Genomic DNA, 23937 nt, shown 5'->3' on the forward strand with positions numbered 1-23937 from the left:
GGCTTCGCCGTACGAGCCCTTGGGGCCCTTACTCCGTGACCGTCACCTTCTCGTCGTTCTTCAGCTGCTCCACCAGGGTCTTGAGCTTGGCCTCGTCCCACTGGAGGTTGCCGTTGGCGGCGTTGCCGGAGATGGGCATGTTCATGGACTTGCCCTCGCCGCCGGTGACGCCCTTCATGGCCCAGAACATGGAGGCCAGGTTCCACAGGGACATGTCCTTGTCGACCGTGAGGGTGTCGAGGCCGGCGCCCATGGTCGGGTAGAGCTTGAAGGGGTTCATGACCGTGGACGGCGTCGCCGTCTGGCTGGCGAGGGCCGAGAGGAACTTCTGCTGGTTCTTCGTCCGGTCCAGGTCGCTGCCCTTGAGCGCGTACCGCGTACGGACGAAGGCCAGCGACTGCTCGCCGTTGAGGGTCTGCTTGCCCGCCTCGAAGTCGGCGCCGGACTTGGGGTCCTTCATGCCGCCCTCGGGGATCGTCATCTCCACGCCGCCGATCGCGTCGACGATCTTCGCGAAGCCGGCGAAGCCGATCTCCGCGTAGTGGTCGATGCGCAGGCCCGTGTTGGCCTCGACGGTACGCACGAGCAGCTCGGGGCCGTCCTCCGCGTACGCCGCGTTCAGCTTGGTCTGGCGGCCGGTGCCCTCGTAGGTCTTTCCGGACTCGGAACCGACGAACGTCGGGATCTCGACGTTCGAGTCACGCGGCAGCGAGATCATCGTGTTCCCGTTGTCGCCGACGTGCAGGATCATCATCGAGTCCGTGCGTTTGCCCTCGGCGGAGCCCGTACGGAGCCGCTTCTTCTCCTCGGCGGACAGGCCCTCGCGGCTGTCGGAGCCGACGATCAGGTAGTTCGTGCCCTCGCCCGCCTCGGGCCGCTCGATCACCTTGGACAGGTCGACCTCGCGCTTGAGCTTCGAGTCGGCCCAGAAGTACGTACCGATGGAGACCACGACCAGCAGTACGACCACGGTTATCGCGGTCCACTTGATCCGGCGGCCCCAGTTCGGCGCGGGACGGTGGCCGCGGGGCCCCGGTCCGTCGGGCCCTCCGCCGCCCGGCGAGCCGTACACCTGGCCGGTGTTGTAGTCGCTGTTGAAGTTGTCGTCGGGGTGCCCGTAGCCGTCGTCGTAGGTGGGCTGCGGTGGAACCCCGCCCCGTGGCGGCGCCGACGGGCCCACTCCCGGGCCGCGCCCCACCTGTCGCATCACGCGGGCGCCCTCGGGCTGGGCGCTCGCGCTGCCGCGGCCGTAACGGTCGCCGCCGTTGTCTCCGTGCCATCCCTCGGGCCAATTGTTCATGCGCCCCAGTGTGCAGTGCTCAGCTGTCCGGCTTACAAGAGTCCACGGAAAATCACACCACCCCCGTTGCAAAGCTGATGCAAACCGGACCTTGCAGAGACTGACATAAAGAGAAACGGCAGGACAGAACAGTCTCCTCGACCGGAACGCAATATTCCGGTCAGGTCGAACAAGCCGGGCGGTCACTTCCGGTCAAGCGCGATCGTTTCGCGAGCCGGCGGGGCCTCACGGACACGCCACCTCGTCCCCGGTGACCACTCCGGCCTCCCCGCGCCGCGCGTCCTCCGCCCGTACCTTCGTCACGCGCTGGAAGTCCGAGCCCGCGATCACCTTCAGCGTCGGGCCCTGCCCCTTGACCGCCCGCGACTGGCTGCCCGGCAGGGCCGCCGCCAAGGTCTTGGCGGAACGGTTCCAGCCGGGGTCGTACGTGATGAGGGTGCGCTCGACGGTGCGGTCGCGGGCGTTCTTCGGGGCGCCCGTCGTGTTGAAGCCCGTCGCGGACAGCGCGTCGTCGACGCGGCGGCCGAGGCCCGGCGTGGCCGTGCCGTTCTCGACCTGGACGCGGATCTGCTGCGGCGCCACGTCGACGCGTACGGCCTTGGAAGGGGAGTGATGCGGGGCCAGCGGCTGGTCCTCGCGCAGCGCACGGAAGATCCGCTCAGACTTCTTCGCGTCCCACTTCAGTGTCGAGCCGATGCCCTTCACCGGGAACCCCATCCGCGCGATCGGGACGGTCGCGAACTCCGAGGACGACGGCGAGAAGTTCCGCATCGCCCACCCCAGATCGACCAGTTTGTCCGGGCCGAAGCCCTTGTCCGCCCGCACCGATCCGAGCACGGCCTGCGTCACATCGCGGAACTTCATCGGGTTCAGCAGCACACCGGTCGAGGTGGCCCGCTCGACCAGCGCGGCCATGAATCGCTGCTGGCGCTGCATCCGGCTGAGGTCGGAGGCGCCGTCGATATGCCGGGACCGTACGTACTGAAGTGCCTGACCGCCATTCAGATCGTGCGTCCCGGCGGGCAGGTTCAGTCCGGTGTACGAGTCCTTCAGCGGGCGCACCGTGCAGATCCGTACGCCGCCGAGCTCGTCCACCGTCTTGATGAAGCTGGTGAAGTCGACCTCCAGGTAGTGGTCGATCTTCACGCGGGTCATGTTCTCGACGGTACGCACGGTCAGTTGGGGCCCGCCCTCCGCGTACGCGGCGTTGAGCTTGAGGGCGTGCGGGCGGTGCCGTTCGCCGGTGGTGCGGTCGGTGTGCGCGGGCGTCTCGGCGTACGAGTCGCGCGGCAGGCTGACGACGCTGGCCCGCTTACGGTCCTGCGAGATGTGCACGATCATCATCGTGTCCGTGCAGCGGCAGGGCGCGCCGCCGAGGCGGTACTTCGCGCGCTGCGCCTTGCTGATCCGCTCGCGGCCGTCGGTGCCGACGACCAGGACGTTCATGCCGTCGCCCTGCTCGGGCCGGTTCTTCATGTCCTTGAAGGGGTCGACGCGGTCGATGTCGGCGTCGACGCCGGAGACCACCGCGTGCCCGATGCCGGCCGCCGCGAGCACCGCAACGGAGAGCGAGGTCACCACCCTCATGGGCCACCCCGGCCGCCTGCGCCGAGCGGGCGGCCGCGCTGGGCGCTGCCGCGGCGGGCGAGCGGGTCTGCGGGGCGGCGTGGGCAAGGGGGACACCTCCGCGTCGGCGGGTGTGGGGGACCGCTGAGAACGGTAGGCCCATACGATCTGCGGCCCGGCGCAGCAAGCCGGGCGGCGCGCGTCGGTGTCCCCCGTTCGCGGTAACGTACGGCCTGATGCCGCATTTCCCGGGGGCGCTGCGCCCGACAGCCGCTGCGCGGCGGGCCGGACCCCCTGCCGAAAAGACGAGAAGGAACCCCAGCACGTGAATTCCGACGGGCGCCTCCCCGCCGTATCCGTGATCATGCCCGTCCTCAACGAGGAGCGGCATCTGCGCGGAGCCGTCCAAGCGATCCTCGCCCAGGAGTACGACGGCGAGATGGAGGTCGTGATCGCCATCGGTCCCTCCTCGGACCGTACGGACGAGATCGCCGCCGAACTCGTACGGGAAGACCCTCGCGTGCACACCGTCCCGAACCCGACGGGCCGTACGCCGGCCGCCCTCAACGCCGCGATCAAGGCCTCCCGCCATCCGATCGTCGTCCGCGTGGACGGCCACGGCATGCTCTCGCCGAACTACATCGCCACGGCCGTACGTCTCCTGGAGGAAACCGGCGCGCAGAACGTCGGCGGCATCATGCACGCCGAGGGCGAGAACGACTGGGAGCGTGCCGTCGCGGCCGCGATGACCTCGAAGATCGGCGTCGGCAACGCCGCCTTCCACACGGGCGGTCAGGCGGGCCCGGCCGAAACGGTCTACCTCGGCGTCTTCCGGCGCGAGGCGCTGGAGCAACAGGGCGGCTACAACGAGGAGTTCATCCGCGCCCAGGACTGGGAGCTGAACTTCCGGATCCGTGAGGCGGGCGGGTTGATCTGGTTCTCGCCCGAGCTGAAGGTGTCGTACCGGCCCAGGCCTTCGGTGCGCGCGCTCGCCAAGCAGTACAAGGACTACGGGCGTTGGCGCCACGTCGTCGCCCGCTACCACGAAGGCTCCATCAACCTGCGCTACCTCGCGCCGCCGGTGGCGGTGTGCGGGATAGCGGCGGGCCTGGTGGCGGGCGCCGCGCTGACCCCGTGGGGCTTTGTCGTCCCGGGCGGCTATCTCGCGGCCATCGCCGCCGGTTCCGTACCGGCAGGCAAGGGCCTCCCGCTCAAGGCACGCCTGCAGATCCCCGTGGCCCTCGCCACGATGCACATGTCGTGGGGCTGGGGCTTCCTGACCAGCCCCCGCGCACTGGCCAGGAAGGTCATCGCGTCCCGGCGGCCCGCGGTACTCGCGGAGAGCTGAGCACCGCGGCGGCGCCGGGGAACTACCAGCGGTAGCGCTCGTACACGGGCATGCACTTGTCGCTGTCCGAGCCGTTCAGGGCGTCGGCGGAGGCGGGGACATCCCCGGCCTCGGGCTTGGACTGCTTCGGATAGGCCGTGCCCTCGCGCCAGTCGGCGCCCACGACGAGCGTGACACCGGACACGTCCGTCGACCGCTTCACCGAACTCAGCGGAATCCCCAGCGACTTGGCGACGCGCTGGGCATCGCCCTCCAACTCGGCACTCGGGTAGCGGACGACCGTCTTGGGCTCTGCGAGCGCCACCGTCCCGTCCGCCGTCGCCCTGCCGAAGCCCTTCTCCACGAGCGCCTGGCTCACCGCGTTCGCCCGCCCGCCGACCGGGCCGAGGGTGTCGGAGCGCGTGCCGTTCTGCACCACGATGCCGATCTCGCCGTCCTCGGCGGCAGGGTCGTCGGAGACCGGCTCCTGCTCCTTCGCCGGCTTCTTCTTCGCGTCCTTGCCCTTGCTGTCGAAGGGCACGTCGTCGCGGATCATCGACCAGACCTGCTCGGCGTCCGCGCCCTTCGGCACCAGGTGGTTGGGGTTCTGCGGGTCTACGTCGTTCGGCATGGTCGTCATGGTGATGCGGTCGGTCGGCACCGTCTTGAGCTGCATACCGAGGCCGTACAGGTCATCGACCTGGCCGATCTCCTCGGAGACCTTCAGGGATTCCGTGGCCGCCTCGGCCAGGCCCATCAGCCGGCCGCCGTCGGTGAAGACGTTCTGCTTCTTCAGCGTGCGGATCATCGAGTTCATGTACATGTGCTGGGCCTTGGCGCGCCCGAGGTCGCTCTCGAAGGCGTGCCTGGTGCGCAGCCACTGCAAGGCCTGCTTGCCCTTGACCTTGTGCTTGCCCTTTGTCAGCTTGAGACCGGAGCCGCCCCGGTCCCACACGTTGTGCTCCACACAGACCTCGACACCGCCGATGGCGTCCGCCATCTTCACCACGCCCGCGAAGTCGATCGTCATCCAGTGGTCGATATAGACATTGGTGAGGTTCTCCCAGGTGGCGAGCGTGCAGCCGGCTCCGCCGCGGGCCAGCGAGACGTTGATGATGTCGTTGGTCGCCGGGTAGGTCTTGCCGGTCTCGGGGTCCTCGCACTCGGGGATGTCGACCCGGGTGTCGCGCGGAACGCTCACCACCGAGGCGTGCTTCCGGCCCGCGGACAGGTGGATGAGCATCTGGACGTCGCCCAGCGGCTTGCTGCCCATCTGATCCCGGCTGCCGCCCAGCTCCACGTTCTCCTCGGAGTTACGGCTGTCCGAACCGATCAGCAGGATGTTCAGCGGAGTCTGGCCCGCCGCGTTCGGCTCCGCCTTCTTGGCGTCGGAGTCGCCGCTGCTGCGCTCGCCCTTGTCGATGTTGTTGTTCAGATGCCAGTAGTAGACGTATCCGGCGCCGGCCGTGCCAAGTATCAGTACCGACAGGGTTATCGCGGACCAGCGGAGTATGCCCCGCTTGCCCCGTGGCCGTCTTCTGCCGCCGCGCCGTCTGCCTCCCGCACCGCCGCCGTCCCCGCTGTCGCCGCCGCCGTCCGGCGCGGTGTCATCGCGCGGACTGTCGTCCCGGCCCAGCTCCTGAGCCTGCTGGACGCGTGGTCGCGTCGGCTCTCCACGCACACCACTCTGCGTCATGCCCGCTGCCTCCCCACCCCTGCACCACTGAACAGGCCTGCCATACGCCTTGGTAGACGTATGGCAGGCCCTTCAGGTCACTCGGCGCACTCGACTTTGTCCGCCGTGGACTTATCCACATCCGGCGCCGTCGACGGAGCGGTGAGGGATTCCCCAGCCCCCTCGAAGTCCTCTCCCAGGGTCAGCGTGATCGCCGGTAGCCCCTGGGAGTTGGTCACGCTTTCACCCGGCTTCATGGCCGACCCGGACAGGCCCATGATGTCGGCGAGCCTGCGTGCCTGGTCTGCCTGATCGGGAGCGTACTCGAGGGTTGTCTTCTTCAGGGTCGTCTCGGCGTTACCCGCGTTCTCCGACTTGAGCACGCCCTCGTCGTTCTGCAGGTAGGTGAGGGTTTCCTGCGCGGAGCCGGGCGCCGCGCCGCCGTTGAGGATTCGTACGCGTACGTCCGCGGGGTCGGCCTTGGACCCCTTGAGGCGGGCGGCGACCGCGTCCTTCTCCTTCTTCTGCTGCTTCTTCACCTCGGTGAGCGAGACATCGTCCTTGATCATCGAGAAGATCTCGGGGCCCTTCGTCTCGTCGATGACCACCGTGGCCTTGACCTGCTCGGTCGGGTTGTCTATCACCGGCACGGTCACGAAGGAGACGTTCTTCGGCGGAACCTTCTTCAGCTCCAGGGCCACGTCCTTGAGCGTGCTGACCTTGCCGATGCCGGTGTCGACGGTCAGCGCCTTGGTGGCGGCCTCCGCCAGCTTCAGCAGCTTCGTGGGGCTGGTCAGAGTGTCGCTGGAGGACATCTTCCGCATGAGCGAACCCAGGAACTGCTGCTGCACCTTGATCCGGTCGAGGTCACCGCTGTTGCCGAAACTCTTCCGGGTACGGACGAACGCGAGCGCCTGCTCGCCCTCCACCGTCGACGTGCCCGCGGGCAGTTTGAGCTTCGACTCCGGGTCGTCGACGGGCTTGGTGAGACAGACCTCGACCCCGCCCACCGCAGACGTCAGCGTCTTCACCGCGTTGAAGTCGGCCATCATGAAGTGGTCCACCGAGATGCCGGTGGCCTCCTTGACCGTACGCATCGTGCAGCCCGGGTCCCGGCCGCTCTGCCCGAGACTCGTGTTGAAGCGGACGCCCTGCGAGCCGGCGATGACCTTGGTGGAGCCGTCCTCCTGCTTGGTCTCGCAGTCCGGAATGTCCACGATCAGGTCGCGCGGAATGCTCATCGCGGTCGCGTTCGTACGGTCCTTGGAGACATGCAGCAGGATGTTGGTGTCGGCATGCCCGACGTTGCCGGTGTCGCCGTACCCCTGATTGCCCTTGCCGGTGCGCTTGTCGGTACCGATGATCAGGATGTTGAAGGCCTCGTCCTTGCTGAAGTTCCCCGCGCCCGCGCTCCCGACGTCCGTCGTGGAGACGTTGCCCTCGAGGTGCTTCACGTAGACATAGCCCGCGGTGGACACGGCGACCAGCGCGAAGGCCATCGTGCCGCCGGTCCACAGCGCTATCTTCTTGCCCTTCGGCTTCTGCGGCCTGCCCTTGCGGCGGCTCGGCTGCGGCCCCTGCGGCGGGCGCCGCCTGCGCGGGCCCGGCACGACGTCGGGCGCCGGCGCCACCTCCGGCGATCCCCGGTACTCCCGCCCCGGCGCCGTACGGCCGCGCGGTGGCGCGGCGGTACCTGCGGTCGCGGTTCTTGAGGAGCGAGGGCCCGGGACCGCCGGCTGCGCTGTGGAAGGACCCAGTCGCAATTCGTAGTCACCGGTGTTCGGATTGAGTACCCACTGGTCTGCGGGGTCGATATTGTCCGCCCGCCCTCGGCCTTGCGCGTCCACGGTTGTGTCAGTCCTCCGTCGGGGCCACGCGGCGCCTTCTCCCCTCAAAAAGCGCCCGGTCTCGTTCAAGCAGGTGCATGACCTCATGGCCGGGTGCACCGGACCGCTCACACTATCCGGCCGGATCACCGTCAAGGGACGCCGGTGACAAATTCCACGTCTTACAACCGGTCAATCCGCCCCATATTTTTGGACGAATGTTCCCCAGCTTGGCGTTCTCTTTACTCGCAGACGCGTTCGGGGCTTAACCGCACGGGTCCTCGGCAGCCGTGTTACCCCGGAAAGTGGGTGGGGCGCTTACGGACGGTGAGGGCCCGTCATTCCGCATTCCGTCCGATTTGCCGTTCTGGCGGCCCGAGTTGTCCGAAACTTCGACCGGAGCGTCCCTGCGTAGCCGCTCGAAGAGTTTCTCCGCCTCGGCTTCTACCAATTGGTCCCGATTGGGGTTGTTGGGGTACGACTCCCTCGGCACCGTCAGAAACTGCACACGTTCGGTGGGGATATCGCGCAGACCGCGCACCAGGTCGTACAGGCCCCGCAGGTTCGCCAGCGCGGGGTCCGTGGTGAGCGACGAGGTCGCCGCGTCGAGCACCGGATAGAGCTTCACGGGATTCAGCAGTACGTCATTGCTGCGGACCTTGCTGACCAGCGCGCCCAGGAACCGCTGCTGGCGCTCCATCCGCTCGGTGTCGCTGCCGTCGCCGACGCTCTTGCGGGCGCGTACGTAGCCGAGGGCCTGCTCGCCATCGAGCTTCACCTTGCCCGCGGGCAGCCGCAGTTTGGCCGCGCGGTCGTTCATCGGTTCCTTGAGGCAGACCACGACGCCGTCGACCGCGTCGACCATGTCCTTGAAGCCGCTGAAGTCCACCACCATGTGATGGTCGATCCGGATGTCCGTCAGCTTCTCCACCGTACGGATCGTGCAGGCCGAACCCCCGGCCTGGAACGCGTAGTTGAACATCGCGAACGCCGGCTCGCTACGGCTGCCGTCCCGGCGCCGGCAGCCCGGCACGTCCACCATCAGATCGCGCGGTATCGAAACGGCGGTCGCACTGCGCCGGTTCGCCGCGAGATGCAGCAGGATCACGGTGTCGGAGCGCTCGATGCCGAAGTCCCGCCCGTACTTCCGGTTCTCCTCACCCGCGCGGGAGTCGGACCCGATCAGCAGGATGTTCTGCGCGTCCTTCACCAACGCGGTCGGCCGCTCCTTCTCGTACCGAGCGAGCTCGGCCGCGGCAGCCTCGTCCGCCGTGATGTTCCCGTCCAGCTTCTCGTACACGGCCCACCCACCCCCCGCAGCAGCGAGCAGCCCGACCCCCAGCCCCACAGCCCCATACCTGAGCCACCGCCGCCGCACACCGCCGGCCCCGGTCGGCGAAGCACCCCGACCGGGTCCCATACGTCGGCTGCCGCTCACTTCGGTTCCACCCCTCACGGCGTACGAGCGTGTCGTGCTCTTACGACCATGGACTGGGTGGGGGCGGGGGGCCTGTGGGCTGGGCCAGATGGGGGAGGGGTGCTTCTCTGCGAGGGCGGTGAGGGGAGTCGCAGGTCTTTTAGGGGCGCGGGGAACTGCGCGACCAGCCACGACGGACGGAAAGCCGCTATACGACCTGTAGTCCCCAGACGTTCTGCGACTACCGCCTCGTAGCCGTCACCCGTTCACTCTCGATCCGCTTGGCAACCGCATCCTCCCCAAGCTGATCCAGATGCCGGCACAGCACCACAGAAGCCCCCGTGGCAAGCGGCGCATACAGCCCGGCGCTGAGCCCCTCCCACGTGTCGTAAGACAGCCCCGACAGCAGTCGCGACCCAGGCCCCGTAAGGCCAAATCCCGTGGCATCGGCCCGAGCCCGCTCAACAACCTCCGCCCCCGTGAACTCCGCCCCGGCCACGATCAGCGCGGCCGCCTCCGGGTCCACGGGAGCGTACGGCTGGAACCGGTCGCCCTGCGAGGGGACCTCGACCGCATAGTCGGCGTACCCCGCAGGCGGAGCCGAAAAGCGGCGGCCGAGTGGCGCGAGCGACAACGCCATCCGCGAGCCCGCGCAGGCGAGCCCCGCCTCGAACTGGCCGGGCCCCGCGACCACATGATCGGCGGCAGCCGCCTCGCCCCCGACGTCCGCGATCACGCCCACCGAGGAACAGGCAAGCAGCCACACCGCCGTCTGCCAATGCGCGGGCAGCAGCAGCGCGACCCGCTCGCCGGGCTCGGCGGACAGCTCGTCCTGGAGGAGGTTGGCGGTCTTGGCCACCCAATTGGCGAAGGTGGCCACGGACAGTTCGACCCGTTCGCCGGTGGCGTCGTCGTAGAAGGTCACCAGGGGGCGCGCGGGGTCCGCGGCGAGCGCGGATCGCAGCAGGTCGGCAGGGGTGCGGTCGGTGGCGGTCACGAGAGGAAAGCGTACGCGGGCCCTCGGCCGGGCGGGGGAGGCCGGGCCACCGGTTCGGAGGAGTGCCGGTCGACGGTCCGTCAAGTCCCGGATGGACAGATAAGTATGACTATGTCCACGATCAGGGGCATGCGTGGATACCTTGCTTCCTCGATCGCCGTGACGTGTGCGGCCGCCCTGGCCCTCCCTCTGACGTCCCCCTCCAGCGCTCTGGCGGACACCGCGAGACCCGCGAACGCGGAGAGATCCGTGAACGCCGATGGATCGGCGGCAGTCGCGAGACCCGCCGTCTTCACGAAACCGGAGGCCGTCGAAGTGCCCGGGCCGGCCAGCCCGGAAACACCGGCCGTCCCCGGCAGCACCCGCTCGCTCCCCCTCGTCCCGCTCTCCAGCGACCGCTCCCTCGGTGCGGCCTCCGTGCAGGGGCTGCACCGGCGCGACGTACCCCGCTTCTCGCTGGTCGGCGTCGTCTGGGACGACCCGGACACGGAACTGCGGGGCACCGTCCAGGTCCGTACCCGCTCCGCTGAAACCGGCACATGGTCCGCCTGGCAGGACGTAGAGACGCACAACCTGGAGCACGCGGCCGACCCGGAATCCGACGAGCGGACCTCCGGACGGGTACGAGGCTCAACGGCACCGCTGTGGGTGGGGGAGTCGGACGGCGTGGAAGTGCGCGTACAGACCAAGCTGCACGAACACGAAGGGGGCCACGAAGGAGACGGACGGGCCGTCACCAGCCAGCCGCTGCCCAGCGGACTGCGCCTCGAACTCGTCGACCCCGGCGAGGAGCCCCCGCCCCAGGGCCCCGAACTGCAGGCCCCGAACGCCGTCTCACTCACCGCCGAGTCCGCCGCGGCATCCGCCGTCAACGCCGACCTCGCACCGCTCGGCGCCACCGCCATCCCCGAACTGACCCGGAAGCAGACGCAGGAGGACTTCCTCGCGACCCGCGGCATCGAGGCCGCCGAGGGCGCGGCCACGAACCCGTACATCGGCCCGCGCCCGCGCATCGTCACCCGCCGCGGCTGGGGCGCGGACGAGAGCCTGCGCGAGCGGCACTTCAGCTACACCAAGTCCGTACGGGCCGCCTTCGTGCACCACAGTGCCTCGGGCAACAACTACCGTTGCTCGCAAGCGTCTTCGGTCATCCGCAGCATCTACCGCTACCACGTCAAGAGCAGTGGCTGGCGGGACATCGGGTACAACTTCCTCGTCGACAAGTGCGGAAACATCTACGAGGGCCGGGCCGGAGGCGTGACCAAGCCGGTCAAGGGCGCGCACACGCTCGGGTTCAACAGCAACAGCATGGGGATCGCCGTCCTCGGCAGCTACAACGGCACGAACCCGCCCAGCGCCGCGGTGCAGGGCGTGGCCAGACTCACCGCGTGGAAGCTCGGCCTCTACGGGGCGAATCCGGCGGGCAAGACATATCTGAAGTCGGGAGGTGGCAACCTCTTCCGAAAAGGTAAGAATGTGCGACTGAACGTGATCTCCGGACACCGGGACGGCTTCGCCACCGAGTGCCCGGGCGCACGGCTGTACGCCAAGCTCCACCAAGCCAGGACCACTTCGGCCCGCTTCCAGGGACGTTGAGGTCGGGGCTGCGGCCCCCCACGGCCACCCAAGAGGCTCCCCACGGCCAACGAACGGCTGAATACACTGGCCGGCCGACAAACGTTCGGCCGGCCCCACAGGGAAGCAGAGACGACAGGTGACAGAAGCGATCCTCCTGGTCGGCGGCAAGGGCACACGGCTGCGGCCGCTCACGGTCCACACGCCGAAGCCGATGGTTCCGGCGGCCGGGGTACCGTTCCTCACGCACCAGCTGGCGCGAGCCAGAGCGGCCGGGGTCGAGCACATAGTGCTCGCGACCTCCTATCTGGCCGAGGTCTTCGAGCCCTACTTCGGCGATGGTTCGTCGCTGGGGCTCCAGATCGAGTACGTCACCGAAGTCGAGCCCCTCGGCACGGGCGGCGCCATCCGGAACGTCGCCTCCCGTCTCCGCTCCGCCCCCGACGACCCCGTCCTGATCTTCAACGGCGACATACTCACCGGCCTCGACATACCCGCCCTCGTCGCCACCCACCAGTCCTCGGGCGCGGACGTCTCCCTGCACCTGACCCGAGTCGAGGACCCAAGGGCGTACGGCCTGGTCCCGACCGACACCTCGGGCCGCGTACAGGCCTTCCTCGAAAAGCCCCAGACCCCCGAAGAGATCGTCACCGACCAGATCAACGCCGGCGCCTACGTCTTCCGCCGCTCGATCATCGACACGATCCCGTCCGGCCGCCCGGTCTCGGTAGAACGCGAAACGTTCCCCGACCTTCTCTCCTCAGGCGCCCACCTCCAGGGCATGGTCGACTCGACCTACTGGCTGGACCTGGGCACCCCCCAAGCCTTCGTACGAGGCTCCGCAGACCTGGTCCTCGGCCGCGCCCCCTCGCCGGCAGTCCCCGGCCGCTGCGGCGACTGCCTGGTCCTCCCGACAGCCACAGTCGCGCCGGACGCGAAGCTGACCGGCGGCACGGTGGTAGGCGAGGGAGCGGTGATCGGCTCGGGCGCGCGGATCTCCGGCTCCACGATCCTGGCGGGCGCGGTGGTGGAACCAGGAGCAGTGATCACGGATTCCCTGATCGGCGCCCGCGCCCAGGTAGGCACGCGCTCGATCCTCACGGGAGCGGTGGTGGGCGACGGCGCAACGGTGGGCCCCGACAACGAACTCAGGGAGGGCGTACGGGTGTGGTGCGATGCGGCACTGCCGGCGGGGGCGGTGCGGTTCTCGTCGGATCAGTGACCGCTGCTTTGAGCTCAGTTCCGGCATGACCAGCCGGTCTGGGGGCGCCCCAGCGGCCGCTGAGGGAGCCTGAGGACGAGGCCGCCCAGGCGGTTCCCCCCACCCTCCACGCCACCCAGCCACCCGCACTTTCCCGCCCACCCCAGGCAAACCCAGCCCGTCTGGGGGCGCTTGTGGACGAGGCCGTCCAGGCGGTTCCCCCACCCACCCGAACCTTCCCGCCCGCCCGGGCAAAATCAGCCCGTCTGGGGGCACCTCCCAGCGGTAGCTGGGGGAGTTTGAGGACGAGGCCGCTAGGCCGATGGGGGTCTGGGGCACAGCCCCAGCGGGGTCCAGGGGCGGAGCCCCTGGTGGGGTTCGGGGCGAAGCCCCGAGGATGGGACGGGTAGGGGCGGCGGGGGCGAAACACCCGGACCCGCACCCGGAACACTCACAGCCGCCCAATGTCCCCGCGGGGCATACGTGGCTGACGCCGAGGCGGAGTGCGGCCGCTCAACATAATGAGCCGAGCCGCACGATGCCGCTGCCCCGCATACGGCTCCAGCAACCGCAACATGACGGAGTCATCCGCATCACGGTCGCCCGCCAGCGCAAACCCCACAATCCCCGGCAGATGCAGATCCCCCACGGTCACCGAGTCCGCCGCCCCATGACTCCGCTGCACGGTCTCCGCCGAAGTCCACGGCCCAATCCCGGACACAAGCTCAAGCCGAGCCTGCGCAGCAACCGGCTCGAACCCCACCGCTTCCTCCAACCGCCGAGCCACCCGAACCGCCCGCAAAACCGTAGACGCCCGCTTGTTGTCCACCCCGGCCCGATGCCACTCCCAAGAGGGGATCAGAGCCCAAGTCCGCGGCTCCGGCATGACGTACATGCGCCCGGGCGCAGGCCCAGGCGCCGGCACGCCGTACTTCCGTACAAGCAGCCGCCAAGCCCGATACGCCTCCTCCGTCGTGACCTTCTGCTCAAGAATCGACGGAATCAACGACTCCATAACGAGCCCCGTACGCGTCAGCCGCAGCCCCGGCCGCCGATGCCGCGCGAGCGCCACCAGCCGATGCCGCGGCTCGAAGGCGGAGGGATCGTCCAACTCCCCGAGCATCTGAGGAAGTTGCTCCAGCAGCCAGTCGGCTCCAGGCCCCCAGGCTTCCCCCACGGCCACCCCACCCCGCATGGAAACCCGCAAGGTCCCGGGCCCGGCGGGCGTACGACTGGCCCGCCATACGGACCCGTCCGGCATGGCCCGGAACGTCGGATCGGCGGGCCCACGCCGCAACGGCCCGAGCACGAGCCCAAGATCAAGCGGCCCGGGCGGCGTCCAGCTACGCGTACGCCCGGGCGCCGCGACCTGCCGAGGCACGCGCCCGGCGCCGGAAACATGCCCGCCGCGCACGGTCGTACGCGTGGGTCGGGGCTCGAAACGTCCGGCCACGGAGGGGGTCCTAGGGGTATCGGGAGCAGGGGCGCTGAGGCGCCCTAAAGACTAGGCGCTCCACTGGCAACGCGGTTCGAAAACGGCGCACGGTCCGCGCCCGACCGCGGCGACACCGCCAGCCGCCAGCCGCCGAAGCCGATCGCTGTTCCCGTCCCGCTCCAGGTCGCCTATCCAGGCGCCCTGCATGGCGTCGAGAGGCCGCACGCCGGACGCCAGACGGAAACGACAGGCATCAGGCGCCGGACCCCGCACGCCAAACGCCAACCCCCACCCGTCACCGAACCTCAATAAACGCCCCCGCCTCCCGCTCACCCCGCGGCTTAGGCTCCTCCGCCGCATGCCCCACAGCAACCGCCCCCATCGGATCCCACCCACCCGGCAGCCCCAGCACGTCCCGTACGACATCCCGGCAGAACATCGTCGACGACACCCACGCCGACCCCAGCCGCTCCCCGGCGAGCGCGACGAGAAAGTTCTGCACGGCAGCCCCCGCGGCGACCACGAACATCTCGCGCTCGGCCCCGTCCCGCCGCGCGTCGCCGTACGCGTGCGAGCCGTCCATGACGAGGCAGGGCACGACGAGATACGGCGCGTTGCGCAGGACATCCCCCCGCCGTACGCGCTTGGCGATGGACTCCTCGCTCTTCCCGTCCCGCTCCAGGTCGGCTATCCACGCGTCCCGCATGGCGTCGAGAAGCCGTGTACGGGACTCCTCCGACTCCAGGAGCACGAACCGCCACGGCGTCGTGTGATGCGGCGCCGGCGCGGTCACGGCGGCGGCCACCGCACGGCGTACGGCCCCCGGGTCGACGGGCTCGTCGGTGAAGGCCCGTACGGTACGCCGCTGGGTGACGGCCTCCCGTACGGCCTCGGAGGTGCCCAGCCGGAACATGTCGTCGCGCGCCCCGCGCACCATGGCCCGCGCCCCCTCATCTTCATCGATGCCAGTGCTGCCCGTGATGACCGTGTGGGGCAGCCCGCGCACGACGGCGACCGGCAGCCCGTCGGCCTTGCCCTTGACCAGATCGCCCGCGGCGGCGAGTTCGTCGGCCGTGGCGACGACGGTGGCGCCGAGCGGATTGCCGTACGCGTCGGTGCCGCCCCGGAGATCGTCGAGCACCCGCACACCGGCGGCCCCGATGGCGACATCGGTGAGCCCGGTACGCCAAGGCCGCCCGAACGTGTCCGTGACGAGCACCCCGACGTCGACGCCCAGCGCGTCCCGCACCCCGTCCCGTATCGCCCGCGCGGACGCATCGGGGTCCTCGGGCAGCAACAGCACGGTCCCCGCAGGGGTGTTGGAGGCGTCGACCCCGGCCGCAGCCATCACGAGCCCCTGCCGGTTCTCGACAATCCGCAACGCCCCGCGCCGCGCCACCACCCGCACGGTCTCGGCATCGATCGCGGCTTCCCGGTCGTCGGCCTCGACGATCCGCCCCTCGGCCTTGGACACGATCTTCGAGGTGACGAGCAGTACGTCCCCGTCGAGCAGCCCCGGCTCGGCAGCGGCGATCAACTTGGCGAGATCGTCCCCCTCACGAATCTCGGGCAGCCCGGGAAGCGCCCAGACCCGATAACCGGGCACCGCACGCCCCGGACCTTCCCCGGCCGCGGCCAACTCCTGCGCATCCGGCCCCGAAACACCCCCGCCGCTCAAGCGCCCCCCACCTCCTCCGCCAACGCCAGCGCCTCACGGGCCATCCGGGTCGCCGCTGCCAGATCGGTCATCAGGAGGGGTACGGCACGGCAACGGATGCCGGCGGACTCCACGCGGTCCACGGCGGAGGCGTCGACCGTGTCGACGAGCCAGCCGTCGAGGAGCCCCGAGCCGTAGTGCTCGGCGACCGCGGCGGCCGTGGACTCCACGCCGATGGCCGCGAGGACCTTGTCGGCCATGCCCCGCACGGGCGCGTCCCCGACGATGGGGGAGAGGCCGACCACCGGCACCCCGGCGTCGGCGATCGCCTCCCGTATGCCGGGCACGGCGAGGATCGTGCCCACGGACACGACGGGATTGGACGGCGGGAAGATCGCGACGTCGGCCGAGGCGATCGCCTCGAGCACCCCGGGCGCCGGTTTCGCCTGGTCCGCGCCGACGGGCACCACCGCATGCGCCTCGACGGAGGCCCGCAGCCGCACCCAGTACTCCTGGAAGTGAACGGCCTTGCGCTCGCCGTCCACCTCGACGGCCACATGTGTCTCGACGCGGTCGTCGGTCATGGGGATCAGCCGGACCCCCGGCTTCCACCGGTCGCACAGCGCTTCCGTCACGGCGCTGAGCGGATAGCCGGCGCCCAGCATCTGCGTACGGACGATGTGCGTCGCGAAGTCCCGGTCACCGAGCCCGAACCACTCGGGCCCCACTCCGTACGCCGCCAGCTCCTCCTTGAGGTGGAAGGTCTCGTCGGCTCGCCCCCAGCCCTGGTCTTCGTTGATGCCGCCGCCGAGCGTGTACATCACCGTGTCGAGGTCCGGGCAGACCTTCAGCCCGAAGAGATGGATGTCGTCCCCGGTGTTGCCGATGACGGTGACCTCCGCGTCCGGCACCGCCTGCCTGAGACCACGCAGAAACCGGGCACCGCCGATGCCGCCTGCCAGAACCACAATGCGCATGAGACTCAGTCTTGCAGGCGGGTACGACAACGCGTCACGCGGTCGCGTCAGCCGGTTGCCTCAGGCGCTGACGACATCCCCCTGCTCCTGGCTCCCGTGCTCCTGCGGGCGCGATGCGGCGCAGCGGGTGGCGTGCGTGTGCATCGGCATCTCGGTCAGCCCGGGGTAGTAGACGTGCAGGCTTATGGCCGGCTCGAGCGAGTCGTTGACCACCTCGTGGACATACCCCGGCGCGAACACCTGTTGAGTGCCGACCCCCAATGCGCGGGTGCCGCGCTCCGTGCGCTCCGTCAGTGCGCCCTCCAGCACCGTGAACACGCCGGAGGAGGGGCCGTGGTCGTGCAGCCCGCTGCCCTGTCCTGGCACCCAGGAGAGCAGCCACACCTCGTAACCGGGGCCGGTGCGCAGCCGGTGGTACCACCGGGATGTCGCGTCGTACTGGACGAGGTGCTCCCACTGGGAGCGGTCGGCGGCGATGGAGCGGGCCAGCCCGACGAACTCGGCCACGGTGGACGGATGCTCGCGCGGCGCCTGGAGGAGATGCGGGACTTCAAGGATGTCGCCGGCGATCTGAAGGTCGCTGTCGCTGTTCATGGAGTGCGGTGTTTCCTCGGCTGAAGAGGCCGGAAGGCCTGTGCTGGAGATCTGGGAGCGCCCTAGTCACGGGCGAAGGGGACCAGCGGCCAGGTACGGATGGACCTGGCGGCAGCAGGAGCGCTGGGAAGGCTCAACAGCTGCGACAACAACAGCGACAGCTACAGCGAGCGTGGGCAGCACCGAGGGACCCGGCGGTGCGGGTCGAGGTGAGCGCCAAGTTCGCGAGCATGCCCACAAGGACAGCGGTTCACCCCTTCACTGTCAACTCGATGCCCGCTATGTCGGCGTATGCGCGAGATGTTTCACCCCTTCCGGTTCCTCTGGGAGGTGAAAGGTTTGCTCTGGGGTCCGCCGGGACACATGGCGCAACAACCGGGCACGCAAACCTCGTTGCGATCCTGTGATCGGAATGTGATCCAGCTCGCTTCGAGTGCCGGACGGAACTGAGATCGATCTCCCGGACGTCCTTCCCTGTGTAGGTCCTGTGCGGGGCGACGGTCCCGGCTGGGTCTCTTCCTGCTGTCAGGGTTTATGCCGATTTGAACACTTTCCGCATGGCCTTGGTTCCGCAGAGTGAATAAGGGGCCCAATAGCAGATCTCGGCTTGACTCGCCCGGAGCAGCACACTTGTAATTTCACTCGTGTCGTTCAGCCGGAATCGGTAACGGCAGCATCACGGGGACGCGAGACGGACGAGGGGCGCACATGACCGAGCTGTTTCAGGAACTGCTGGTCGACGAGGCCGACGAGGAGCTCGGTTGGCAGGAGCGGGCGCTCTGCGCGCAGACCGACCCCGAATCCTTTTTCCCCGAGAAGGGCGGCTCCACCCGCGAGGCCAAGAAGGTCTGCCTCGCCTGCGAGGTCCGCTCCGAGTGCCTCGAGTACGCCCTCGCCAACGACGAACGCTTCGGCATCTGGGGCGGCCTGTCCGAGCGTGAACGGCGCCGCCTGAAGAAGGCAGCCGTATAGGAGATCGTCCAGCTCGTCCGGAGATTTCGTACCGAACGGCCCGTCGCCGGTGGGTTATCCACAGGCGGCGGGCCGCGGTCTTGTCCAGCCGTTAGTGTGGGCCTCCGTCCGAGACACCCCAGTGCCCACACAGGGCACAGGCGTCCACCGCAGTCCATCGAACCGGGGCCCGTACCTCGATGTCCGCGCACAGCCATCCGGCAGCTCAGTACGACGCAGCCGCAGCGTTCGAACCGTCACGCCCGGCAGCTCTCGACCCGTCCCGCGCCCCCGAGTTTCCGCGGCACGTGGTCACCGCCGTGCTCGTCTCGCACGACGGTGGCCGCTGGCTGCCCGACGCCCTCGCCGGGCTGCTCGGTCAGGACCGCCCGGTGCAGAACGCCGTGGCGGCCGACACCGGGAGCGCGGACGACTCCGCCCGGCTGGTCACCGAAGCGCTCGGCGCCGACCGGGTGCTGCACCTCGCCCGGCGCACCGGCTTCGGCCAGGCCGTCGAGGAGGCCGCCCGCACGGCTGGCGTGCTCACTCCGGACGACCTGCCGTACCTGAAGCGGCCCAGCGGCTGGGACCCGGTGACGCGGACCTGGCGCGACGACGCGTACGACATGCCGGAACTGCCGTACGGCGAGCCCGTCCAGTGGCTGTGGCTCCTGCACGACGACTGCGCCCCCGAGCCCGACAGCCTGGCCCAGCTCCTCCGGGTCGTCGAGAACGAGCAGGAGCTCGGCAAGGACGTCGCGATCGTCGGCCCCAAGCTCCGCGGCTGGTACGACCGTCGCCAGCTCCTCGAGGTCGGCGTCACCATCGCCAACAGCGGCCGCCGCTGGACCGGCCTGGACCGGCGCGAGCAGGACCAGGGCCAGCACGACCACGTACGGCCCGTGCTGTCCGTGTCCACGGCCGGCATGCTGATCCGCCGCGACGTCTTCGAGCAGCTCGGGGGCTTCGACCGGCGGCTGCCCCTGATGCGTGACGACGTCGACCTGTGCTGGCGCGCCCAGGCCGCAGGGCACCGCGTTCTCGTCGCCCCCGAAGCGGTCGTACGTCATGCCGAGGCGGCCTCCCGCGAGCGGCGCACCGTCGACTGTGTGGGCCGTACGTCCGCCTCCCCGCACAAGGTCGACAAGGCGGGCGCCGTCTACACGCTGCTCGTCAACTCCCGTACCGCCGTGCTGCCCTGGGTGCTGCTGCGGCTCGTGCTCGGCACCCTGCTGCGCACCGTCGCGTATCTCGTCGGCAAGGTTCCCGGACAGGCCGTCGACGAGATCCGGGGTCTTCTGGGGACGCTGCTGCGGCCCGAGCGGATCATCGCCGGGCGGCGCAGGCGCGGTCGTCCACAGGTCGACAAGGGGGAGCTGCGCGCGCTGTTCCCGCCGCCGGGTGCGACCGTGCGGGCCACCATCGAGCAGGCCGCGGGCAACCTCGTGGGCAGCTCCGACCCCGAGCTGAACGCGGCTGGGCGGCACGGCGGCGCCGTCGAGTCCGGGCCCGGCGGTGACGACGCCGACTTCCTGGAGATCGAGCAGTTCGCCCGGCTCAAGCGCGTCGCCCGCAAGCCCGGGCCCGTGCTCTTCGTCGTGCTCCTCTTCGCCTCGCTCATCGCCTGCCGTGAACTGATCGGCGGCGGTGCGCTCGCGGGCGGCGCCCTCCTGCCAGCACCCGCCGACGCCTCCGCGCTCTGGTCGCGCTACCTGGACGGCTGGCACCCCGTCGGTGCCGGGGGCACCGAATCCGCGCCGCCCTATCTGGCGCTCGTCGCGCTGCTCGCCAGTGCGCTGTTCGGCTCCACCGGGCTCGCGGTCACCGTCCTGCTCGTCGGTTCCGTGCCGCTGGCCGGCTTCACCGCGTACTTCGCCTCCCGGCCGCTCGTCATGTCGCGGCTGCTGCGGGCCTGGGCGTCCATCGCGTACGCCTTCCTGCCCGCCGCCACCGGAGCGCTCGCGGGCGGCCGCATCGGCACCGCTGTCCTCGCCGTCCTGTTGCCCCTCATCGCGCGCGCGGGCATCGCGGCGAGCGGCTTCGCCTCGACGACGGCGCGCGGCAGCTGGCGCGCTACCTGGGCGTATGCGTTGCTGCTGACCCTTGCCACCGCCTTCACGCCGATCGTGTGGCCCATCGCCCTGGTCCTCGGCCTCGTGCTGCTGGCCGTGAGGCGGGGTGAAATCGTCGCCTACGGGCTTCGTTTCCTGGCGCAGCTCGGCACTCCGCTGCTGGTCCTGGCGCCCTGGTCGCTGTCGCTGCTGCCCTTCGGCTTCTTCCAGGAGGCCGGTCTCGAGTTCGGCGAGGGGTCGGCGTCCGCGCTCGATCTGCTGGGCGGCAGCCCGGGTGGCCCCGGCACCGTCAGTGGGCTGATGCTCATCGGCATCGTGTGCGCCGCGCTGGCCGCCCTGCTGCGCACAGAGCGTCAGTTGGGAATCTGGACGGCCTGGGCCGCTGCCCTAGTAGGGCTCGTTTTCGCCGTCCTGTCCAACAGTTCCGCCTGGGCCGGGCCCGCCACGCTCGTCTACGGCCTCGCCCTCCTCGCCGCCGCCGCGCTCGGCGCCGACGGGGCACGCTCGCGGGTGGCCGAGCAGAGCTTCGGCTGGCGTCAGCCGGTCGCCGCGCTCATCGCGTTCGCCGCCGCCGCGGGCCCGCTGCTGGTCGCCGCCGGGTGGATGATCGGCGGCGCCGATGGGCCCCTGGAGCGGCGTGACCCCGTCCAGGTGCCCGCGTTCGTCGCCGAGGAGAGCGGCACCCGCGACCAGGCCCGCACCCTCGTCCTCGACAGCGACTCGACCGCCCGGGTCGGCTACACACTCGTACGCGGCTCCGGTGCCCGGCTCGGAGACGCCGAGCTGGCCGCCGCGGTCGGCGAGAACAAGAAACTCGACTCCGTGGTCGCCAACCTCGTGGCCGGTTCCGGAGCCGACCAGACCGACCAGCTCGGCGGATTCGCCGTGCGCTACGTACTCGTGCACCAGGGAGCGCCCCGCGAGGTCAGCCGCGTCCTGGACGCCACGCCCGGCCTGACCCGGCTGAGCCAGCAGGACGGCAGCGCCCTGTGGCGTGTGGAGCGGCAGGTCTCCCGCGCGGCCATCGTCCCCGAGTCCGGCGACCCGCAGCCCATCGCCGCCGGACCCGTCGAGGTGCACACCACGATCCCCTCCGGCGAGGCAGGGCGTGTACTGCGCCTCGCCGACACCGCCGACGAGGGCTGGACCGCCACCCTCGACGGCAAGCCGCTCACCAGGACCACGCTCGACGGCTGGGCGCAGGGCTTCGAACTGCCCGCCGGTGACGGCCGGCTGGACGTCACCTTTGAGCCGCCGGCGCTCCACACCGGCTGGCTGTGGGCCCAGGGCGCGCTCGCCGTCGTCCTCGTAGTGCTCGCCCTGCCCGGCCGCCGCCGCGACGTCGACGACGACCTCCCGGAGGAGCCGGTCGTCCCCGCCCAGCCCGTCGCCGGCGAAGGCCGCAGGGCACGCCGACTGCGCGCCCAGGCCGAGGCCGAACAGACAGCACAGGACGACCAGTTCACGCCGGACGCCCCGCCTCCTCCTCCGGAGGAGCCACCGGTCCCGGCCGCCGTCCCGCAGCAGCAGCCCTATGGCGAGTGGGAAGCGACGGCGTACGCGGGAACCGGCTCCGACTACGGCACGTACGGCGATCAGTACCAGGGCGCCCAGCAGTACCAGGCGGGCACCTATGGGCAGCAGCCGTACCAGACGGACCCGTACCAGGCAGGCCAGTACGACCCGTACGCGTACGGCTCGGGGGCCCCGGCCTACGACCCGACGCAGCAGCCGTACGCCCAGGGCTACGAGGCGTCGTACGACCCCGAGCAGCAGCAACAGCCGCAGCAGCAGTCGCAGCCGCCGCACGGCACCGACCGTGAGCGACCCGACGGGAGCCAGCAGTGAACCGCCCCACCGTGTCCCTGATCGCCGGCGTGGCCGCGCTCGCCGCCGTCGCCGGATTCGCCTCACTCACCGAGCCGGAGGCCTCCGGCTCGGACACGACGGCGAAGACGGCCACCCAGATGCCTGTGGAACGCACCAGCCTGCTCTGCCCGGAGCCCAGCGCCTCGGATGTCGCCGAGACCGCGTACACGTCGTTCACGCCCGCCACGGAGGGCGCCGACGCAAAGGGCAGGGCCGAACTCGCCCTTGCGGGTGAGGAGTCGGCGGACGGTTCCGAAAACGGCGACAAGGAGAAGGCGAGTGACAAGGAGAGGGCCAAGAAGCCCCTCCTGACGCCGAAGGAGCCCGGCAAGCCGGTCACCGGCGAGGTGTCCGGTGCCGACGCGCCCGCGCTGATCGGCACTGCCGAAGGCGGCTTCGCCCCCGGCTGGACCGTCCAGCAGACCACCGAGGTCTCATCCGGCACCGGCCGCGGCCTGCTCGGCGCCAACTGCACCGCTCCGGACACGGACTTCTGGTTCCCGGGCGCCAGCACGGCCGAGGAGCGCACCGACTACGTGCACCTCACCAACCCCGACGACTCCACAGCCGTCGTCGACATCGAGCTGTACGGCAAGGACGGCAGCCTCAAGTCGGCGACGGGGGAGGGCATTCAGGTCCAGCCGCACTCCACAGAGCCGGTGCTGCTGTCCACGCTGATCGACGCGCAGCAGAGCGATCTCACGGTGCACGTGAGCGTCCGCAGCGGGCGGGTCGCCGCCGCCGTCCAGGCCCTCGACGACAAGCTCGGCGGCGACTGGCTGGCCGCCTCCGCGGACCCGGCGGGCAGCCTCGTACTGCCGGGCATTCCCAAGGACGCGACATCCGTACGGCTGGTCGCCTTCACGCCCGGCGACCTGGACGCCGACCTGAAGCTGCAACTGGCCTCGCAGTCCGGGCTGATCACGCCCGCGGGGAACGAGACGCTGCACGTGAAGGCCGGAATGACGGCCGCCGCCGACCTCGGCGACGTCACGCGCGGCGAGGCGGGCTCCCTGGTGCTGACGCCGACCGAGGAGGCCGTGCCGGTGGTGGCGGGGCTGCGGGTCGTGCGGGGCAAGGGCGACAAGCAGGAGACGGCGTTCATCCCGGCCACCCGCCCGGTGGGCACGCGCGCGACGGCCGCCGACAACCGCTCCAAGGGCTCCACGCTCTCCGTGGTCGCCCCCACCGAGGCCGCCGAGGTCAAGGTCACGGCCTCCGCCGGCAGCGAGGGCGGCACTGCCGCGAGCAAGACGTACAAGGTCAAGGGCGGCACCACCCAGGACATCGAGGCGCCCGTTCCCAGCGGCCTTGAGGGCTCGTACGCGCTGACCGTCGAGCCCGTCTCCGGGGGCCCCGTCTACGCCGCACGGACGCTGGAGATCCCCGAGGGCGGCATACCGATGTTCACGGTCCAGACCCTGCCGGACGACCGGGGGATGGTGGCGGTGCCGGACGCGGAGCAGGATCTGTCGGTGCTGCAGGAGCAGAAGTAGGG

General features: G+C 70.1%; 16 protein-coding genes. 6 read left to right on the forward strand and 10 right to left on the reverse strand.

Features of this window, described 5'->3' with window-relative positions; all coding sequences use genetic code 11:
- Positions 1-28 precede the first annotated feature (28 nt).
- Together ACQEVY_RS28615 and ACQEVY_RS28620 are read right to left on the reverse strand one after the other, a co-directional pair.
- Positions 29-1300 carry an LCP family protein gene (locus ACQEVY_RS28615; RefSeq protein ID WP_432952254.1) on the reverse strand — a complete coding sequence of 424 codons (1272 nt, stop codon included), beginning with the start codon at positions 1298-1300 and terminating at the stop codon, positions 29-31.
- A gap of 225 nt (positions 1301-1525) precedes the next feature.
- Positions 1526-2887 (reverse strand): LCP family protein, encoded by a 1362-nt coding sequence (locus tag ACQEVY_RS28620; RefSeq protein WP_432952255.1) that lies wholly within the window; start codon positions 2885-2887, stop codon positions 1526-1528.
- A 304-nt stretch (positions 2888-3191) separates the two neighbouring features.
- On the opposite strand from ACQEVY_RS28620, the gene ACQEVY_RS28625 reads away from it, so the two are divergent.
- The gene (locus ACQEVY_RS28625; RefSeq protein WP_432952256.1) at positions 3192-4214 is read left to right on the forward strand and encodes a glycosyltransferase family 2 protein; all 1023 of its coding nucleotides are present in this window, start codon (positions 3192-3194) and stop codon (positions 4212-4214) included.
- 22 nt (positions 4215-4236) lie between these two features.
- Here ACQEVY_RS28625 and ACQEVY_RS28630 read toward each other — a convergent pair whose 3' ends face one another.
- The 4 genes from ACQEVY_RS28630 to ACQEVY_RS28645 form a co-directional block, all read right to left on the reverse strand.
- Positions 4237-5889 carry an LCP family protein gene (locus ACQEVY_RS28630; protein WP_432952257.1) on the reverse strand — a complete coding sequence of 551 codons (1653 nt, stop codon included), beginning with the start codon at positions 5887-5889 and terminating at the stop codon, positions 4237-4239.
- Between the two features lie 77 nt (positions 5890-5966).
- Complete coding sequence (locus tag ACQEVY_RS28635; protein WP_432952258.1) at positions 5967-7715, reverse strand: LCP family protein; 1749 nt, start codon at positions 7713-7715, stop codon at positions 5967-5969.
- A gap of 244 nt (positions 7716-7959) precedes the next feature.
- A complete protein-coding gene (locus ACQEVY_RS28640) occupies positions 7960-9114 on the reverse strand; it encodes an LCP family protein (protein ID WP_432955442.1) in 1155 nt (384 codons plus the stop codon).
- A gap of 238 nt (positions 9115-9352) precedes the next feature.
- Positions 9353-10108, reverse strand: a complete 756-nt coding sequence (locus tag ACQEVY_RS28645; RefSeq protein ID WP_432952259.1) for a TIGR03089 family protein — start codon at positions 10106-10108, stop codon at positions 9353-9355.
- A gap of 111 nt (positions 10109-10219) precedes the next feature.
- Here ACQEVY_RS28645 and ACQEVY_RS28650 point away from each other — a divergent pair, with 111 nt between their 5' ends.
- Both ACQEVY_RS28650 and ACQEVY_RS28655 read left to right on the forward strand, forming a co-directional pair.
- Complete coding sequence (locus ACQEVY_RS28650; protein ID WP_432955443.1) at positions 10220-11704, forward strand: peptidoglycan recognition protein family protein; 1485 nt, start codon at positions 10220-10222, stop codon at positions 11702-11704.
- 118 nt (positions 11705-11822) lie between these two features.
- Complete coding sequence (locus ACQEVY_RS28655) at positions 11823-12905, forward strand: sugar phosphate nucleotidyltransferase (RefSeq protein ID WP_432952260.1); 1083 nt, start codon at positions 11823-11825, stop codon at positions 12903-12905.
- 430 nt (positions 12906-13335) lie between these two features.
- Here ACQEVY_RS28655 and ACQEVY_RS28660 read toward each other — a convergent pair whose 3' ends face one another.
- The 4 genes from ACQEVY_RS28660 to ACQEVY_RS28675 all read right to left on the reverse strand — a co-directional run bounded on the left by ACQEVY_RS28660 (position 13336) and on the right by ACQEVY_RS28675 (position 17547).
- A complete protein-coding gene (locus ACQEVY_RS28660; protein WP_432952261.1) occupies positions 13336-14337 on the reverse strand; it encodes a DNA-3-methyladenine glycosylase family protein in 1002 nt (333 codons plus the stop codon).
- Positions 14338-14614: 277 nt separating this feature from the next.
- Positions 14615-15958, reverse strand: a complete 1344-nt coding sequence (locus tag ACQEVY_RS28665) for a coenzyme F420-0:L-glutamate ligase (protein WP_432955445.1) — start codon at positions 15956-15958, stop codon at positions 14615-14617.
- 35 nt (positions 15959-15993) lie between these two features.
- On the reverse strand, positions 15994-16953 hold the full coding sequence (gene cofD, locus ACQEVY_RS28670) for a 2-phospho-L-lactate transferase (protein ID WP_432952262.1): 960 nt from the start codon (positions 16951-16953) through the stop codon (positions 15994-15996).
- Positions 16954-17013: 60 nt separating this feature from the next.
- Positions 17014-17547 carry a cysteine dioxygenase gene (locus ACQEVY_RS28675; RefSeq protein WP_432952263.1) on the reverse strand — a complete coding sequence of 178 codons (534 nt, stop codon included), beginning with the start codon at positions 17545-17547 and terminating at the stop codon, positions 17014-17016.
- A gap of 708 nt (positions 17548-18255) precedes the next feature.
- On the opposite strand from ACQEVY_RS28675, the gene ACQEVY_RS28680 reads away from it, so the two are divergent.
- The 3 genes from ACQEVY_RS28680 (at position 18256) to ACQEVY_RS28690 (ending at position 23935) form a co-directional block, all read left to right on the forward strand.
- Positions 18256-18519: a WhiB family transcriptional regulator gene (locus ACQEVY_RS28680; RefSeq protein ID WP_119102212.1), complete on the forward strand. Its 264-nt coding sequence runs from the start codon at positions 18256-18258 to the stop codon at positions 18517-18519.
- 179 nt (positions 18520-18698) lie between these two features.
- Positions 18699-22418, forward strand: a complete 3720-nt coding sequence (locus tag ACQEVY_RS28685; RefSeq protein WP_432952264.1) for a glycosyltransferase — start codon at positions 18699-18701, stop codon at positions 22416-22418.
- Positions 22415-23935 (forward strand): DUF5719 family protein, encoded by a 1521-nt coding sequence (locus ACQEVY_RS28690; RefSeq protein WP_432952265.1) that lies wholly within the window; start codon positions 22415-22417, stop codon positions 23933-23935. Before ACQEVY_RS28685 ends, ACQEVY_RS28690 begins: the two co-directional genes overlap by 4 nt.
- Positions 23936-23937 lie beyond the last annotated feature (2 nt).

Origin of the sequence: Streptomyces sp. CA-288835, from assembly GCF_050936385.1 — a bacterium.
In the GTDB taxonomy this organism is placed as follows: domain Bacteria; phylum Actinomycetota; class Actinomycetes; order Streptomycetales; family Streptomycetaceae; genus Streptomyces.